16 protein-coding genes are annotated in these 16,632 nt (G+C 69.6%); 12 read left to right on the plus strand and 4 right to left on the minus strand.

The window, feature by feature from the left end; translation table 11 throughout:
• Positions 1 to 33 precede the first annotated feature (33 nt).
• From KXR53_RS07395 to KXR53_RS07405, 3 genes are all read left to right on the plus strand, one after another.
• Positions 34 to 2,817: an SLBB domain-containing protein gene (locus tag KXR53_RS07395; RefSeq protein WP_437374463.1), complete on the plus strand. Its 2,784-nt coding sequence runs from the start codon at positions 34 to 36 to the stop codon at positions 2,815 to 2,817.
• Positions 2,818 to 2,976: 159 nt separating this feature from the next.
• Positions 2,977 to 4,290 (plus strand): malonyl-CoA decarboxylase, encoded by a 1,314-nt coding sequence (locus KXR53_RS07400; protein ID WP_437374464.1) that lies wholly within the window; start codon positions 2,977 to 2,979, stop codon positions 4,288 to 4,290.
• 27 nt (positions 4,291 to 4,317) lie between these two features.
• Positions 4,318 to 5,850 carry a malonate--CoA ligase gene (locus KXR53_RS07405; RefSeq protein WP_437374465.1) on the plus strand — a complete coding sequence of 511 codons (1,533 nt, stop codon included), beginning with the start codon at positions 4,318 to 4,320 and terminating at the stop codon, positions 5,848 to 5,850.
• Between the two features lie 33 nt (positions 5,851 to 5,883).
• On the opposite strand, the gene KXR53_RS07410 is transcribed toward KXR53_RS07405, so the two are convergent.
• The 4 genes from KXR53_RS07410 to KXR53_RS07425 form a co-directional block, all read right to left on the minus strand.
• Entirely contained in the window at positions 5,884 to 7,332 is a 1,449-nt protein-coding gene (locus KXR53_RS07410; protein ID WP_437374466.1) for a carotenoid oxygenase family protein, read from the minus strand.
• Positions 7,333 to 7,344: 12 nt separating this feature from the next.
• The gene (locus tag KXR53_RS07415; protein WP_437374467.1) at positions 7,345 to 7,680 is read right to left on the minus strand and encodes a hypothetical protein; all 336 of its coding nucleotides are present in this window, start codon (positions 7,678 to 7,680) and stop codon (positions 7,345 to 7,347) included.
• A 63-nt stretch (positions 7,681 to 7,743) separates the two neighbouring features.
• Positions 7,744 to 8,082, minus strand: a complete 339-nt coding sequence (locus tag KXR53_RS07420) for a hypothetical protein (protein WP_437374468.1) — start codon at positions 8,080 to 8,082, stop codon at positions 7,744 to 7,746.
• Between the two features lie 46 nt (positions 8,083 to 8,128).
• Complete coding sequence (locus KXR53_RS07425; RefSeq protein WP_437374469.1) at positions 8,129 to 8,446, minus strand: hypothetical protein; 318 nt, start codon at positions 8,444 to 8,446, stop codon at positions 8,129 to 8,131.
• A 522-nt stretch (positions 8,447 to 8,968) separates the two neighbouring features.
• Here KXR53_RS07425 and KXR53_RS07430 point away from each other — a divergent pair.
• The 9 genes from KXR53_RS07430 (at position 8,969) to rseP (ending at position 16,549) form a co-directional block, all read left to right on the plus strand.
• Positions 8,969 to 9,304, plus strand: a complete 336-nt coding sequence (locus KXR53_RS07430; protein WP_437374470.1) for a hypothetical protein — start codon at positions 8,969 to 8,971, stop codon at positions 9,302 to 9,304.
• Between the two features lie 233 nt (positions 9,305 to 9,537).
• Complete coding sequence (rpsB, locus tag KXR53_RS07435; RefSeq protein ID WP_437374471.1) at positions 9,538 to 10,329, plus strand: 30S ribosomal protein S2; 792 nt, start codon at positions 9,538 to 9,540, stop codon at positions 10,327 to 10,329.
• A gap of 104 nt (positions 10,330 to 10,433) precedes the next feature.
• Positions 10,434 to 11,360 (plus strand): translation elongation factor Ts, encoded by a 927-nt coding sequence (tsf, locus tag KXR53_RS07440; RefSeq protein ID WP_437374472.1) that lies wholly within the window; start codon positions 10,434 to 10,436, stop codon positions 11,358 to 11,360.
• A 40-nt stretch (positions 11,361 to 11,400) separates the two neighbouring features.
• The gene (pyrH, locus tag KXR53_RS07445) at positions 11,401 to 12,126 is read left to right on the plus strand and encodes a UMP kinase (RefSeq protein ID WP_026873875.1); all 726 of its coding nucleotides are present in this window, start codon (positions 11,401 to 11,403) and stop codon (positions 12,124 to 12,126) included.
• Between the two features lie 38 nt (positions 12,127 to 12,164).
• Entirely contained in the window at positions 12,165 to 12,686 is a 522-nt protein-coding gene (frr, locus tag KXR53_RS07450; protein ID WP_437374621.1) for a ribosome recycling factor, read from the plus strand.
• A gap of 8 nt (positions 12,687 to 12,694) precedes the next feature.
• Positions 12,695 to 13,429 carry an isoprenyl transferase gene (locus KXR53_RS07455; protein WP_437374473.1) on the plus strand — a complete coding sequence of 245 codons (735 nt, stop codon included), beginning with the start codon at positions 12,695 to 12,697 and terminating at the stop codon, positions 13,427 to 13,429.
• Entirely contained in the window at positions 13,419 to 14,231 is an 813-nt protein-coding gene (locus KXR53_RS07460) for a phosphatidate cytidylyltransferase (protein WP_437374474.1), read from the plus strand. Before KXR53_RS07455 ends, KXR53_RS07460 begins: the two co-directional genes overlap by 11 nt.
• Positions 14,228 to 15,388 (plus strand): 1-deoxy-D-xylulose-5-phosphate reductoisomerase, encoded by a 1,161-nt coding sequence (locus tag KXR53_RS07465; RefSeq protein ID WP_437374475.1) that lies wholly within the window; start codon positions 14,228 to 14,230, stop codon positions 15,386 to 15,388. The genes KXR53_RS07460 and KXR53_RS07465 overlap by 4 nt, the downstream gene beginning before the upstream one ends.
• A gap of 45 nt (positions 15,389 to 15,433) precedes the next feature.
• Positions 15,434 to 16,549, plus strand: a complete 1,116-nt coding sequence (gene rseP / locus KXR53_RS07470; protein WP_437374476.1) for an RIP metalloprotease RseP — start codon at positions 15,434 to 15,436, stop codon at positions 16,547 to 16,549.
• Positions 16,550 to 16,632 lie beyond the last annotated feature (83 nt).

Raw genomic sequence — 16,632 nt, forward strand, 5'->3', positions numbered from 1 at the left:
ATCGGGCATTTGAGACGTCAGAAGCGGGGGACCATGAAGCCTGTGCATAGTGAACGTCGCCACGACCGGCAGGGCGAGGCGCGTCGACTCCGATGGACCCTTCGCTACGGCATCGGCCCGGCTCTCCTGGCCTGCGGCGTCCTGGTGCTGACCCCGGTCGCGGGTCACGCCCAGCTGAACGCGCTCGTCGATCAGCTGCAGCAGCTCGGCATCAGCCCGTCGCAGCTGCAGCAGCAGGGGATCCAGCCGCAAGGCACGACGATCCCGAGCGGCCCACGCGTTCCATCGACGGAGCCGGCGCAGGTGACGGAGCCGACGGTGGTCTCGCCGGGCCTGCCGTCGTCGATCGTCTTCGCCGCGCCGCTGTCGCGCATCGAAGCCGACTACCAGCGGCGGCTGAGCAGTGACATCACCCAGTTCGGCTATGACGTCTTCGCCGGCGGGGCGGTGGCCAGCCAGGTGGTCAGCGGCGCCGTCAGCGAGAACTATATCGTCGGCATCGGCGACCAGATCGTGGTCACGCTTCGCGGCCAGGTGAACCAGGGTATCAGCGCGACGGTCGACCGCGAGGGGCGGCTGATCCTGCAGGACCTGCCGCCGATCCCGGCGGCCGGCCGTTCCTTCGGCGACCTGCGCCGCGAGATCGAGACCCGGGTGCGCGAGAACTACGTCAGCACCGAGGCCTTCGTGTCGCTCGGCGACGTCCGCGCGATCTCGGTGACCCTGACCGGTGAGATCACCAAGCCCGGCACCCAGACCCTGACCAGCTTCTCGACCCTGGTCGACGCGCTGACCGCCGCCGGCGGCATCCGGAAGACCGGATCGCTGCGCACCGTGGCGCTGATCCGGCAGGGCCAGACCAAGATCGTCGACCTGTACGGCTTCCTGATGGGCTACAGCAACGAGGCCGACCTGCTGCTGCAGGACGGCGACCGGATCTCGATCCCGACGATCGGGCGCACGGTGGCCGTCGCCGGCGACGTGGTCCGGCCGGGCATCTTCGAGATGCCGCCCGACGCCGCCGGTCCGCTCAGCGTCGCCGAGATGCTGGACTATGCCGGCGGGCCGATCCGCCCGTCCGGCAACCGCTTCAACCTGCTGCGGCTCGACCGCAACGGCCAGGACCAGGTCCAGAACCTGTCGGGTCAGACGGCGGTGCCGGTGCAGACCGGCGACATCATCCAGGTGTCGCTGGCCCAGGATCTGCGCGTCGGCAGTGTCTCGATCACCGGCAACGTCACCGTCTCCGGCGTCCGGCCGCTCAGCAGCGCGCCGACCCTGCGCGCGCTGCTGTCCGATCCGCCGATCCTGGCGGACGACGCCTATCTGCCGTTCGGCGTGATCCAGACCACCGATCCGAACACGCGGATCCGCAAATTCGTGCCGGTCAACCTGGCTGTGGCGCTGCGGGGCGGGGGCGGCTTCCGCCTGCGCGATCGCGACAAGCTGATCGTGCTGTCGCGCGAGGATGTCCGCTATCTCGGCTCGGACGACGTCCAGACGCTGCTCGCGGGGCAGGCGCCGGCGCAGGCCCGTTCGGCGGCACCGGACGTGTCCCAGAACGTTCAGGCCCAGGACCAGACCCTGACCGCCATCCCGACCGCGGCCAGTGCGGTGAGCGGGAGCTGTCTCGGCCTTCGGTCGCTGGCGGAGGCGGTGCGCAACGACTCCACCGGCCGCTTCCGCAATGCGCGGCAGACCTTCCAGAACATTAGTGGCAGCCCTCTGGAGGTGAACCGCGCCTGCCCGCAGATCTTCGACGACATCCCGGACCTGCTGCCCTTCGTGATCGAGCACGTCGTCTCGCTCGAAGGCCAGGTGCGGGTGCCGGGCAGCTATCCGATCATTCCGGGGACGTCGCTCGACACCGTTCTCGCTGTCGCCGGCGGCACGACGATCGAGGCCGACCGCCGGGCCATCGAGGTCGGTTATTTCTCGACCCTGTCGCCGTCCACTCTCAGCGGCTCCTGGCGGTCGGTGCAGAGCCTCGGCACCACCACGGCGTCGATCAAGCTGAACCCCGGCGACAGCGTCCGCATCCCGCAGAACCCGCAGCTGCGGGAAGATGGGACGGTCACGCTGGCCGGCGAGTTCACCCATCCCGGCCGCTACGTGATCCGCCGCGGCGAGACGCTGCTGCAGCTGATCCAGAGGTCCGGCGGCTACACCAACCAGGCCTTCCCCTACGGGGCGGTGTTCACCCGCGAAGCCGTGCGGCAGCAGCAGCAGCAGGGCTTTGAACGCACCGCGCGCGAGATCCAGGCTGGGCTGCCGCAGCTCATCCAGGAGGCCCAGGGCGACAGCAGCCGCAGCAACCCCGCCGCGGCCCTGCCGGCGATCCAAGGCCTGATCCAGGAGCTGAAGAGCATCCCGGCCGCCGGCCGGGTGGTGATCGAGGCCGATCCGACCGTGCTGGCGGCCAAGCCGGAGCTCGACTTCACGCTCGAGACGGGCGACCAGCTCTATGTGCCGAAGCGGCCGCTCTTCGTCACCGTCTCCGGCGAGGTCCTCAACCCGGGCACGGTCCAGTACGACGGCAAGCTGACGGCCGACGACTATGTCGACTTCGCCGGCGGCACGACCCAGTCGGCGGATGCGGGCCGCGCCTTCGTGGTCATGCCGAACGGCCAGGCGCAGCCGCTCGACCTGTCGTCCTGGAGCTACAGCTCGGTCAGGGTGCCGCCCGGCTCGGTCATTGTCGTGCCGCGGGATCTGACCCCGTTCGACCTGTACCGGCTGGTCCGGGATGTCGGCTCGATCGTGCAGAGCCTGGCCGTCTCCGCCGCCTCGCTGGTGGTCATCAGCCGGCGCAACTGATATCGGGCTGGTCGAGGGGAAGGGCGGCGCCATCGGCGCCGCCCTTCTCGTCTGCGGCTGCCGCGCAAGCCGGATCGCCGGCATGCACGGGGCGAGATTGTCCTGCGGGCTGGAAGCACTCTAGCCTGATCCGGTCTGGTGGAAGCGGAACGGGCCCTCATGCAGATCACCGACCTCATCAACTCGATCGCCGATCGCGGCCTCGAGCTCTTCGCCTTCGGCCGCGGCCGGCCCATGCCGCGGGATCTCGGCGGTATCTGCCGCGCGCTGCTGTCCGAGCGCGGCGAGGCCTCCGGCATCGCCCTGGCGCGCGAGCTGGTCGCCCTCTACCGCGGCCTGAACGCGGCCGGGCGGGAGGCGTTCTTCACCCTGCTGGCGCGGGAGTTCGGGCCCGACCACGCGGCGATCGCCGCCGCCGCCCGCGCCTTCGTCGCCGAACCCAGCGCGGCCGGCGCCCTGGCCCTGGCCGAGGCGGCGGAGCCGCCGCGGCAGGAACTGCTGCGGCGGATCAACATGTTGCCCGAGGGCACGGAGTTCGTGATCGGGCTGCGCGCCGATGCGCTCGACCTCGCCGATGAGACCCCGGAGCTGCGGATCGTGGATGCCGACCTGAAGCATGTCCTGACCTCCTGGTTCTCGGGCGGCTTCCTGGAGCTGCGCCGGATCACCTGGGAGACGCCGGCGATCATCCTGGAGAAGCTGATCCAGTACGAGGCGGTGCACGCCATTCCGGGCTGGGAGTTCCTGCGCCGGCGGCTGGCCGAGGACCGCCGCTGCTACGCCTTCTTCCACCCGGCCCTGCCGAACGAGCCGGTGATCTTCGTCCAGGTGGCGCTGGTGCGCGGCCTGGCGGGGGAGATCGCGCCGCTGCTCGACCCCAAGGCCCCGATCGGCGACCCGGCGGCGGCCGACACCGCGATCTTCTACTCGATCACCAACACGCTGAAGGGGTTGCGCGGCATCTCCTTCGGCAGCTTCCTCCTGAAGCAGGTGGTCGCAGACCTGCAGCAGACCCTGCCGAATCTCACCACCTTCTCGACCTTGTCGCCGATTCCCGGGTTCCGGCGCTGGCTGGAGACGGCGGCGACGCAGCACGAACATCCGGCGGTGCAGGCGGCGGCCGAGGCGCTGCTGCCGGCGCTGGAGGCGGGCGGTCTCGACGCGGTCGGCGGCGACAAGGCCCTCAAGGCCGCGCTGCTCGGCCTCTGCGCCCGCTATCTCGCCGCCGAGCTGCGGCCGAATGGTCGGCCGATCGATCCGGTGGCGCGCTTCCACCTCGGCAACGGCGCCCGGCTGGAGCGGCTGAACTGGGCCGGCGACACCTCGCCGAAGGGGCTGGAGCAGGGCTGGGGTCTTCTGGTCAATTACCTCTATGATCCGGCCGAGCTGGAGCGGAACCACGAAGCCTTCGTCAATGCCGGGAAGGTGGCGACGAGCCGCGCGGTGGCGCGCCAGCTGAAGCCCTATCTCTGACCCGCCATCTCTGACCCGGCGAGCCGCATGACCAATCTCACCGACGCCCTGTTCGCCCGCTTCCCCGCCGACCGGTCCAAGCCGGCGCTGGAGCTCGCCGACGGACGCCGCATCTCCTATGCCGGGCTGGAGGCGGCCAGCGCCCGTTACGCCAATCTGCTGCGGCGGCTGGGCGTGGCGCCGGGCGACCGGGTGATAGTGCAGGTCGACAAGTCGCCGGAGGTGGTGGCGCTCTATCTCGGCTGCCTGCGCGCCGGCGCCATCTACCTGCCGCTCAACACCGCCTACACCAAGGGCGAGGTTGCCTATTTCGCCAGCGACGCCGAGCCGGCGCTGGTGGTGTGCCAGCCGGCGCGGCTGGCCGAGATCGAGGCGGTGGCCCGGCCGGCCGGCGCCGGGATGGTGCTGACCCTGGGATCGGCCGGGGAGGGGACCCTGGCCGAGGCCGCGGCGGGGGAGGCGGAGGCGTTCGAGACGTTGCCGCGCGGGCCGGACGACCTGGCCGCGATTCTCTACACCTCCGGCACCACCGGCCGCTCCAAGGGGGCGATGCTCAGCCACGACAACCTGCTGTCGAACGCCCTGACCCTGCATGATTATTGGGGCTTCCGGCCGGACGACGTGCTGCTGCACGCCCTGCCGATCTTCCACACCCATGGCCTGTTCGTCGCCACCAACTGCGCCCTCCTGGCCGGGGCGACCATGCTGTTCCTGCCGAAATTCGACGCCGCCGAGGTGCTGCGCCTGCTGCCCCGGGCCACGGTGATGATGGGGGTGCCGACCTTCTACACCCGGCTGTTGGAGCAGCCCGGCCTGACAGCCGAGCCGTGTCGCCACATGCGGCTGTTCATCTCCGGTTCGGCGCCGCTGCTGGCCGACACCTTCGAGCAGTTCCGGCGGCGCACCGGCCATACCATCCTCGAACGCTACGGCATGACCGAGACCAACATGAACACCTCGAACCCGCTCGATGGCGAGCGGCGGGCGGGGACGGTCGGCTTTCCGCTGCCCGGCGTGTCGCTGCGGGTCGTGGGCGAGGACGGGCGCCCCCTGCCGCCGGGCGAGATCGGGGTGATCGAGGTCAAGGGCCCGAACGTGTTCAAGGGCTACTGGCGGATGCCGGAGAAGACGGCGGCCGAGTTCCGGGCCGACGGCTATTTCATCACCGGCGATGTCGGGCTGGTGGACGAGCGCGGCTATGTCTCGATCGTCGGACGGGCGAAGGACCTGATCATCTCCGGCGGCTTCAACGTCTACCCGAAGGAGGTCGAGAGCCTGATCGACGCCATCCCGGGCGTCGAGGAATCGGCGGTGATCGGCCTGCCGCATCCGGACTTCGGCGAGGCGGTGGCGGCGGTGGTGAAGATGCTGCCGGGCACGGCGCCGCTCGACCCCACCGCGATCCAGGCGGCGCTGCAGGATCAGCTGGCCCGGTTCAAGCAGCCCAAGGCCGTGTTCGTGGTGCCGGAGATCCCGCGCAACGCCATGGGCAAGGTGCAGAAGGCGGCGCTGCGCGAACAGTACAAGGCGACGTTCACGACGGGGCACAAATCGGTCTGAGCGGAGACCACGGGTCTCCCCGCCCGGCCCAAGCTACACGCCGGGAAAGTGGCTGCCGTGAAAGCCGAACGGAATGGCGTGCGGCACGAAGGCCCTGGCGCGCTCATCAAACGTTGCCGCGTCGAGCACGAGCAGAAATGAGCGCTCCGTCGAGGAGTCGAACACCACCGAGAGCAGGACGCCGTCATCCTCCTGGATTCCGCCGGGTCGGGGAACGAACACCGGTTCCCCCGGATAGCAACCTGGCTGGTGCCAGGTGACATGCCTGCTGGATACGCCCGGCTCCGTGGAAAGCTCGATTTTTGTGATGTTGTCGATGAAATCGCCGGGCCTCGTCAGGCCAACGCCCCAGACACAGCGCAGCGGCTGACCGGCACGGCGCGCATAGTCGATCCGCGGCAGCTCGATGGGGGCGTCGCTCAGGGGCTCGTCAGAGGCGCGGGCTTCCCTGGCCGCGCCGTTTCCCAGCGGCACCCGGTAACGTCTGAGCCTGGCCACGGCCTCGATCGGCTCGCCGGAGCGCAGGCGAGCGAGCCGCAGACGCTCGATGATGTCTGGATCGGGGAAGGCCGCCAGATCGATCATGACGGCGCCATCCACCTCGTGCGCATTGACATGGTGGAAGGCGAAACAGGGCGCTCCCTTCGCCCGCGCCACGACCGCGCCGCTGGCCTTCTCGACCACCGTGAAGCACAGACCCGCCTCGGGCTCCCAGCGGTAGTTGCGGATGAAGGGCTGGCCGGAGAATTTCAGGCGCAGCGGATTGACCCGGAGCGGGAACTCGGCAAGCACGAGATATCGCTGCGACATACCGAAGGAATGCATGTAGGCGGGTCTGTCGACTGGCAACTCAGCGAGCACCTTCTGCCGGCCTCCCTCGTCGACGAACAGGCGGTAGGTGCTGCGACGCCCGAACATGACAACATAGGAGAAGCCGCGCCGGCCGTCGTAGTGCGGATGGGCGGTGGAAAGCTGGCCGCCGACCGACGGGCCGTAATCAAGCACGCCCAGTGTCTCGAGCGTCTCAGGGTCGAACCGGATCGGGAGCGGTATCTCGGTCAAGGCCACGATCTCGCCGTCGAGCGTCGCGACGTTGACATTGGCGTTGTCGGTGAACTCCGTCCTGAACAGGCTCATGACGCGGCCGAACAATGTCCGGCAGGGATCGGTCATGAACTCGGACCGGGTGATGCGTCCCCGCGCCATGGCTTCGCAATAGGCTTTGGAGCGCAGGTATCGATTGGAATAGGTCACCCGACCATCGGCGAAGGCAAAACGATGGAGCATCGCGAGCCCGTCGAACCAGTGTTCATAGGATCGGCCGCCGACCTCGAAGCGCGCCGGCCCGGTGCGGATCAGGCTTCCCGTCAGCCAAGCAGGCACACCTGCATCGATCCTTAACACCTCGCCCGTCAGTTCACGCTCAAGCGTCGCAAACCCCGTCGCGTATGGAGGGCGATCGTCGGCTGCGCCTCCTCGCATTGGCAGTGGCCCCTACAGCGGATTGCGGTTCGGATTGCTCAGCAGCCCGCTCCGCTGGGCCACATGGCTGTGGCCCGCGGTCTGCGCGATCGAATCGTATTCCGGCGCAGGCTCGATGCGGACGAGATCGGGCGCGTGCCAGGGCGTTCCGGTCCGGCTGAGAGGCGGCTTCTCGGGCGAGAAGCCGGTGGCCAGGAACGTCCGGTCGAGATAGCGAAGCGCATCCTCCTCGTCCTCCGCGAAGACGAGCATGTCCTTCAGAAAGTCCGCCCCGTTCTCGGGGTCCACTGCGCGCCACAGCGGGTCCTGACGGCGGGCGGGGTTGATCCGCACGGAATAGGCGCGCATGGGCCGGGCACCTCCTTTTCCACACCCGGCCAACGCGGCCGCTGCCGTGCCGGTTCCGCGGGGTCAGCGGCAGGAGGGCTCGCCGGCCTCGATGTGGAAGCGGCGCGGGCCCGGCATCGCCGGCCGGGTGCTGCCGGAGGGGTCGTCGACGATGCGGATGTCGAGCGTGCAGGGGCCGGCCTGGATCCGATAGAGATCCTCGCCGGGCCGCTCGATCCGGTCGATCGGCGTGTCGCGCAGCTTTTGGGCCAGCTCGTTGCTGTCCAGGATCGCCTGGATCTCCCGCAGGCGCTGCCAGTAGGGCGGCAGCGCCGCCCGCGCCCCGGCCGCGGCGGTGAGCAGCAGCAGCACCGCCGCGCCGGCGACGGCCATGCGGCCGCGGCCGGAACAAGACAAGATCATGCCACGTCTCCTCGCCAGGGCCCGGGCGCGATCGCCGGGCCCTGCGTCAGGCGCCGACGTTCGGGATGAAGAAGCAGCGCATCGAACCGTCGGGCTTGCGGCAGAGCCAGTAGTTCTGGTCTTCGCTGAACTGGGCCTGATCGGTTGGGATCAACATGCCGAGCGGCCGGATCATATACCCGTCCGGGCGGACTTCGACATCGCGGGAGGCGTACGAGAAGCAGTCGTGCGGGCCACAGCACTGCTCGTGCGAGCCGGAGAGACTTCGATATTGACCGTTCTGGATCCACGCCGCCGGACCATGGGCGGCCACGCTGCCGGCGGCGAGGGCAAGCGTGGCCACGAACGGGAAGAGGATGCGCATCAGACGACCTCCTGGCCAGAATGAAGGACGGCGGGCGTCATGCCCGACCCGCTGGCCCGTTGCGGCCGTCCGCAGCGAACCACGCAGAAGAAACAATCGGGCTCCCTGCAGGTTCATTCCATTGGACCATCGGACGGACTCCGCATCCCCGCTCTGCGCAAGGCGGCCGGGTGACGACTCCGGCCGTCGCCGGACGCCGGAAACCGCGGGGCTCGGCCGGTTCCGTGCGGCCGTCCGGCCCAGGCGTTCCGCCGTTTCCGCTTTCGTCTTGACTCTGCCGGGATGCAGGCATACATGGCCTGCGACGCCGGACGAGCCCAGGCCCGCCCGGCGCCAATCTCACAACGAGAGACAGATGGACGACCACCCTAGTCGTGGCGTCGCCGAGGCCATCCCGGCTGCAGCGACGTCGCCCGAACATCACTGGATCACACTCGGCGGCAGCCGGGTGGATGGCGTGAGCCGGACCTAGGGTCGGAGCGCCGTTCGCCCCGTTCCGCCGCGTGCGGAAGGGAGCGAACGATGAACCTCGCTTTTCTCTCCTGCTTCGATCGCCGCCTGCGCCTGGCGCTGGGCGGCGTGATCTCGCCGCGGGCCGAGGCGCTGGCCGCCCTGCCGCGGTTCCGCAACCGCGACCTGCGCCACGACCCGATCCGGGACGAGGAGGCGATCCGGCTGCGCTGGACCCGCGACCCGGAGACCGGCAAGCTGGTCGCCCGCTGGGCCGAGCCCGCCGCGGCGCCGGCCTCGGCTCCCGCCCAGGCCGCCGCTCCCGTCGACGATCTGGCACAGCACCGCGCCCGCAGGGCGCAGCGCTACCGCTCGCGCTTCGTCTGGCCGGAGCGCCGCAGCGCCTGACCCGGACCCGCGGCGGGGCCTTCCTGGCCCGCCGCCCGCCCGCCCGATCGCCCGGCTTGCATTTCCCGGGCGCAGGGCGTATCAACCGCGCCGTCGTCAATCCCACACGCGGGCATCGCGGCCGGCCACGGCAGTGGTTCGGTCGCTCCGGTGCCTTTCGCCGTATCCGCAATCCGCGGTGAGGCGGGGGCAAGGCCCGCGGCGGAACAACCGGAAAAAGGACCTTCCGACCCATGGCTACGCCGACCTTCACCATGCGCCAGCTCCTCGAAGCCGGCGCGCATTTCGGCCACCACACCCGCCGCTGGAACCCGAAGATGGCGCCGTTCATCTTCGGCGTGCGCAACGGCGTGCACATCATCGATCTCGAGCAGACCGTGCCGCTCCTGCACCGGGCGCTCGATGCGGTCCGCGACGTCGTGGCCAATGGCGGCCGCGTCCTGTTCGTCGGCACCAAGCGCCAGGCGCAGGACAAGATCGCCGACGCGGCCAAGCGCTGCGGCCAGTATTACGTCAACCATCGCTGGCTCGGCGGCATGCTGACCAACTGGAAGACGGTGTCGCAGTCGATCCGCCGCCTGAAGGAGATGGATGAGCAGCTCGCCCAGGGCGCGGTCGGCCTGACCAAGAAGGAGCAGCTGACCCTGACCCGCGAGCGCGACAAGCTCGAGAAGGCGCTGGGCGGCATCCGCGACATGGGCGGCCTGCCCGACATCCTGGTGATCATCGACACCAACAAGGAAGCGATCGCGGTCCAGGAAGCCGCCAAGCTCGGCATCCCGGTCGCGGCCGTGCTGGACAGCAACTCCAGCCCCGACGGCATCACTTTCCCGGTGCCCGGCAACGACGACGCGCTGCGCGCGATCGAGCTCTATTGCGAGCTGTTCTCCGGTGCCGTCATCGCCGGCATCCAGGCCGAGATGACCGCGAGCGGCGCCGATGTCGGCGCGCTGGAGGAGGCACCGGCCGAGGAGGCCCTGCCACCGGCGGGCGAGGCCGGCGAGGCGGAACAGCCGGCCGCCTGAGCCGAGAGCGAACCAGGGGCGGCCCGAAAGCCGCCCCTTTCTTTCGATGAGGGCGCCTGCGACCATGGGGGCGCGGCGCCGAACGAATTGGATGCGAGGACGATATGGCGGAGATCACGGCAGCGCTGGTGAAGGAGCTTCGTGAGAAGACCGGCGCCGGCATGATGGACTGCAAGAAAGCCCTCGGCGAGAGCGGGGGCGACCTCGAGGCCGCGGTCGACTGGCTGCGCAAGAAGGGCTTGGCCGCGGCGGCCAAGAAGGCCGGCCGCGTCGCCGCCGAAGGCCTGGTCGGCGCCGCCGTCGGGGCCAACCGGGGCGCGCTGGTCGAGGTCAATTCCGAGACCGACTTCGTGTCGCGCAACGACAAGTTTCAGGGACTCGTCTCGACCCTGGCCGGCCTCGCCCTCGAGGCGAACGGCGACGTCGAAGCGCTGGCCGCCAGCCAGTATCCCGGCACCGGCCGCACCGTCGCCGAGGAGGTGACGCAGCTGGTCGCCACCATCGGCGAGAACATCAGCCTCCGCCGTAGCGCCGCTCTCTCGGTGTCGGAAGGCGTCGTCGCCGCCTATATCCACGGGCCGGTGGCCCCGGGCCTGGGCAAGATCGGCGTGCTGGTGGCGCTGGAGTCGGCCGGCGACAAAGCCAAGCTCGAGGCCTTCGGCAAGCAGGTCGCGATGCATGTCGCGGCGGCCCGGCCGGACGCGCTGCACATCGCCGATGTCGACCCGGCCGCCCTCGACCGCGAGCGTGCCGTTCTGGTCGAGCAGGCCCGCGCCAGCGGCAAGCCCGAGGCGATCATCGAGAAGATGGTCGAGGGCCGGCTGCGCAAGTACTACGAGGAAGTGGTGCTGCACGAGCAGGTCTGGGTGCTGGACGGCGAGACCAAGGTCCGCAAGGTGATCGAGGACGCCGCCAAGGACGTCGGCGCCCCGGTCAGCGTGACCGGCTTCGTCCGCTTCGTGCTCGGCGAGGGCATCGAGAAGGAGCAGGGCGACTTCGCGGCGGAAGTGGCGGCCACGCTCGGCCGCTGACCCTACAACCAGATCAGCGGCGCTGAGGGAGTGAGGCGACATGGCGAAGGCGGCCCAGTATCGACGGGTGCTGTTGAAGATTTCCGGCGAAGCCCTGATGGGCGACCAGGACTACGGCATCGACCCGAAGATGGTGGACCGCATCGCCGATGACGTCGCCCAGGTTCACGCCCTCGGCGTCGAGATCTGCATGGTGGTCGGCGGCGGCAACATCTTCCGCGGCATGAGCGGCGCCGCCTCGGGCATCGAGCGCGCCACCGCCGATTACATGGGCATGCTGGCGACGGTGATGAACGGCCTGGCGCTGCAGAGCGCCTGCGAGCACAAGGGCCTGCACACCCGCGTGGTCTCGGCCATTCCGATGCAGACGGTGTGCGAGCCCTATATCCGGCGCCGGGCGATCCGGCACATGGAGAAGGGCCGCGTCGTCATCTTCGTCGCCGGCACCGGCAACCCGTTCTTCACCACCGACACCGGCGCCGCCCTGCGCGCCTCGGAGATGGGCTGCGACGCCCTTCTCATGGGCAAGCAGGTCGACGGCGTCTACGACGCCGACCCCCTTCGGGTGGACGGCGCTAAGCGTTTCGATCGCTTGACCTACATGGATGTGCTGGCGAAAGATCTCCGCGTCATGGATCATGCGGCGATCTCGCTGGCCCGTGAAAACAAGATCCCGATCCTGGTCTTCTCCATCAACGAGCATGGCGCGTTCGCGGAGGTGGTTGCAGGGCAGGGACGCTACACCATCGTGACCGAGGAGGGCTGAGCGTGGCCAAAGCCGATCTCGACGACATCGACCGCCGCATGACGGGCGCTCTGGAGTCTCTGCGCAAGGATCTCGCCGGTCTCCGCACCGGCCGCGCCAGCATCAGCCTGCTCGAGCCGATCACGGTCGACGTCTATGGCGCCCAGATGCCGCTGAACCAGGTCGGCACCATCGGCGTGCCGGAACCGCGCATGCTGACCGTCTCGGTCTGGGACCGCAGCGCGGTCAAGGCGGTGGAGAAGGCGATCCGCGATTCCGGTCTGGGCCTCAACCCGCAGACCGAGGGCCAGACCGTGCGTGTGCCGCTGCCGGAGCTGAGCGAGGAGCGCCGGCGCGAGCTGACCAAGGTCGCCGGCAAATACGCCGAGGCCGCCCGCGTCGCGGTGCGCAATGTCCGCCGCGATGGCATGGACGCGCTGAAGCGCGCCGAGAAGGACCATGAGATCTCCGAGGACGAGCACAAGCGTCTGGCCGACAAGATCCAGGCCCTGACCGATCGTCATATCCGCGAGATCGACGAGTTGGCGGCGCAGAAGGAAAAAGAGATCCTCCACGTCTGAGCAGCGGGATGCACCGTTTCGCCCCCAAGGCCGAGGACCAGCCCGCGCTCCATGTCGCGATCATCATGGACGGCAACGGTCGCTGGGCGACCGGCCGCGGCTGGCCGCGCACGGTCGGCCACCGCAAGGGCATCGATGCCGTGCAGCGCACGATCGATGCGGCCATCGAGCTCGGCGTCGACTATCTGACGCTGTTCGGCTTCTCGACCGAGAACTGGCGCCGTCCGATCCTCGAGGTCGGCGAGCTGATGAAGCTGCTGCGCGTCTTCCTGCGCAGGGAGCTCAAGACCCTGCACGAGAAGGGGGTGCGGCTGCGCTTCATCGGCGAGCGCGACCGGCTGGCGCCGGACATCGTCGACCTTCTGGCCGAGAGCGAGGCGCTGACCCGCGGCAACACCCGGCTCAACCTCACCGTCGCCCTCAGCTATGGCGCGCGGCAGGAGATCACCGAGGCGGCGCGGCGGGTCGCGCGCGAGGTCGCGGCCGGCACCCTGGCGCCGGAGTCGGTCGACGAGCGGCTGTTCGCCAGCCGCCTGTTCACCGCCGACCTGCCCGACCCCGACCTGATCATCCGCACCAGCGGCGAGCAGCGGATCAGCAACTTCCTGCTGTGGCAGGCGGCCTATGCCGAGCTGGTCTTCATCGACACGCTGTGGCCGGATTTCGGCCATGCCGACCTCGAGGCCGCCCTCGCCGAGTTCCGGCGCCGGGAACGTCGCTATGGCGCCGTCGGTGCCCAGTAAACCCGGTAAACGTAGCAACCTCGCGCTGCGGATCCTCTCCAGCCTCGTTCTCGGACCGCTGATCCTTGCCGTTGTTGCTATCGGCAGCTGGGTCTTCGCGGTCATCATCGCATTGCTCGCCGTGCTCGGCGTCGACGAGTGGCTGCGGCTGGTGCTGCGGCGGCCGCCGCCGGGCTGGGCCCGGGCTGGCGCCGGCCTCGGCATCCTCGCGGTGACCATCGCGACGGCCTGGGCCGGCGCGGTCGCCGGTCTCGTGGTGCTGGCCGTGGCGACGGCGCTGTTCGATATTCTCGTCAATCTGCGCCTCGGGACGCCCGGCAGGATGCCGGCGCTGGGGCTGCCCTATCTCGGCCTGACCGTGGTCGCCCTCCTGCATTTGCGCCAGGACGGCTGGCAGCCGGTGATCTGGCTGCTGCTGGTGGTCTGGGCCACGGATATCGGCGGTTACGTCTTCGGCCGCTGGATCGGCGGGCCGAAGCTGGCGCCGCGGCTGAGCCCGAAGAAGACCTGGGCCGGACTGATCGGCGGCGCCGGCCTGGCCGCGCTGGCCGGCGGGGTCGCGATCGCCGTGCTGCACCGCGCCGGCGCCGCGCTCATCGCCGGTCCCGGCGCCGCCCTGCTGGCCCTGGTGGCCCAGGCCGGCGACCTTGTCGAATCCGCGGTCAAGCGGCATTACGGCGCCAAGGACAGCGGCAATCTCATTCCCGGTCATGGCGGCGTGCTCGACCGGATCGACGGCCTGCTGGCCGCGGCACCGGTCTTCGCCGTCTTCACCGCCCTTTTGGATGCATCCTTCAGATGATTTCGGCCCCGTCAGCGGATAATCCGCGATCCGTCACCATCCTCGGCGCCACCGGCTCGGTCGGCGCCAGCACCGTCGACCTGATCGGCCGGTCGCCGGAGCGCTTCACCGTCGAGGCGGTGACCGCCAACCGGGATGCCGAGCGGCTGGCGGCGATCGCCCGGCAGCTCGGCGCCCGCTACGCCGCAGTAGCGGATGAGGCGGCCTATCCGGCGCTGAAGGCGGCGCTGTCCGGCAGCGGCATCGAGGCGGCGGGCGGCGCCGAGGCGGTGATGGCCGCCGCTGCCCGGCCGGCCGAATGGGTGATGGGTGCGATCGTCGGCGCTGCCGGGCTCAAGCCGATCCTGACCGCCATCCGGCGCGGCGCCGTCGTCGCCTTCGCCAACAAGGAGTGCCTGGTCTGCGCCGGCGAGCTGATGATGGCCGAGGTGCGGCGGCACGGCGCCACGCTGCTGCCGGTGGACAGCGAGCACAACGCCATCTTTCAGGTGTTCCAGCCCGGCGCCAAGGTGCGGCGGCTGATCCTGACCGCCTCGGGCGGGCCGTTCCGGGAATGGAGCCGCGAGCGGATGGCGGCGGCGACGCCGGCCCAGGCGGTGGCCCATCCGAACTGGAGCATGGGGGCCAAGATCTCGGTCGACAGCGCCACCTTGATGAATAAGGGGCTGGAGCTGATCGAGGCCTCGCATCTCTTCGCCATGCCGGAGGACCGGATCGAGATCGTGGTCCATCCGCAATCGGTGATCCACAGTCTGGTCGACTATGCCGACGGCTCGGTGCTGGCCCAGCTCGGCGTGCCCGACATGCGGGTGCCGATCGCTTACACGCTTTCCTGGCCGGAGCGGATGGAGACGCCCTGCGCCGCGCTCGACCTGACCCAGATCGCCCGGCTCGACTTCCAGGCGCCGGACCCGGAGCGGTTCCCGGCGCTGCGGCTGACCCGGGAATGCCTGCGGCAAGGTGGCTCAGCCACCACGGTGCTGAACGCCGCCAACGAGGTGGCGGTGGCGGCCTTCCTGGCCGGGAAGATCGGCTTTCTCGACATCGAGCGAATCGTCGAGCGTACCCTTGCCATGATTCCGGCACAAGCTGTGGCGACGCTGGACGAGGTGTTCGCCATCGACGCCGAGGCGCGACGGCACGCCGCTGCGCTTTGATTTGCGGGCGAGCGGGCCTACATAGCCCCTCGGCAAGAGGTACATATGACGCTGTTCACCTATCTGATCCCGTTCCTGGTCGTGCTGACCGTGCTCGTCTTCGTGCACGAGTTCGGCCATTACTGGGTCGCCCGCCGCAACGGCGTGCGGGTCGAGACCTTCTCGATCGGCTTCGGGCCGGAGTTGTTCGGGTTCAACGACCGGCACGGGACCCGCTGGAAGTTCAGCGTCGTGCCGCTCGGCGGCTATGTGAAGATGTTCGGCGACGCCGACGCGGCGTCGAGCCCGGCGACCGCGGCGCTGGACGGCATGACCGAAGAGCAGCGGGCGGTGTCGTTCCATCACAAGCCGGTCGGCCAGCGCGCCGCCATCGCCGCCGCCGGGCCGATCGCGAATTTCCTGTTTTCGATCATTGCCCTGTTCTTCCTGTTCCTGGTCGGCGGCCATCCCTTCCCGCCGGCGGTGGTGGGCGAGGTGTCGCCGGGCGGCGCTGCGGCCGAGGCCGGGATCCGGCCGGGGGACCGGATCACCAGCGTCGACGGCACCGCGGTCGACCGCTTCGCCGAGCTCGGCATCGCCATCCGCAACGGCAACGGCAAGGCCGTCACGCTCGGCATCGACCGCGGCGACGAGGCGCTGAGCTTCGAGCTGACGCCGCGGCAGGAGACGGTGCCGACCACCGATGGCGGCACCGCGACCGTCTGGCGCCTGGGCATCGCCGCCGATACCGGCCCCTACGGCGTCGCCGAGGCGGCGCGGATGTCGGTCAGCGAGAGCTGGGCGATCGTGTCGATGACCGCCTCGGCGCTCGGGGAGATGGTCGCCGGCCAGCGCGGCACCGAGGATCTCGGCGGCCCGATCCGGATCGCCCAGATGTCCGGTGAGGTCTACCAGGTCGGCGTCGTGGCGCTGCTCTGGTTCATGGCGATCCTGTCGATCAATCTCGGCCTGATCAACCTGGTGCCGATCCCGATGCTCGACGGCGGCCATCTGCTGTTCTGCGCGATCGAGGCGATCCGCGGCCGTCCGCTCGGCGCGCGGGCCCAAGAATACGGTTTCCGCCTTGGGCTTGCTTTGGTATTAACCCTGATGCTCTTCGCGACCTGGAACGACCTGGTCCAACTCAAGGTTGTGGCCTTTTTCAAAGGCTTGGTGTCCTGAGCCGGGCCGTGTTACCGGATCGTGGCGGGGGTGAGTCGCCGTGATCCGTAGCCGCTGGTGGTGGGGGCGGCGGTCGTTCGTCA

It is taken from the genome of Inquilinus limosus (genome assembly GCF_051487185.1).
Taxonomy (GTDB): Bacteria; Pseudomonadota; Alphaproteobacteria; order DSM-16000; family Inquilinaceae; genus Inquilinus; species Inquilinus limosus_F.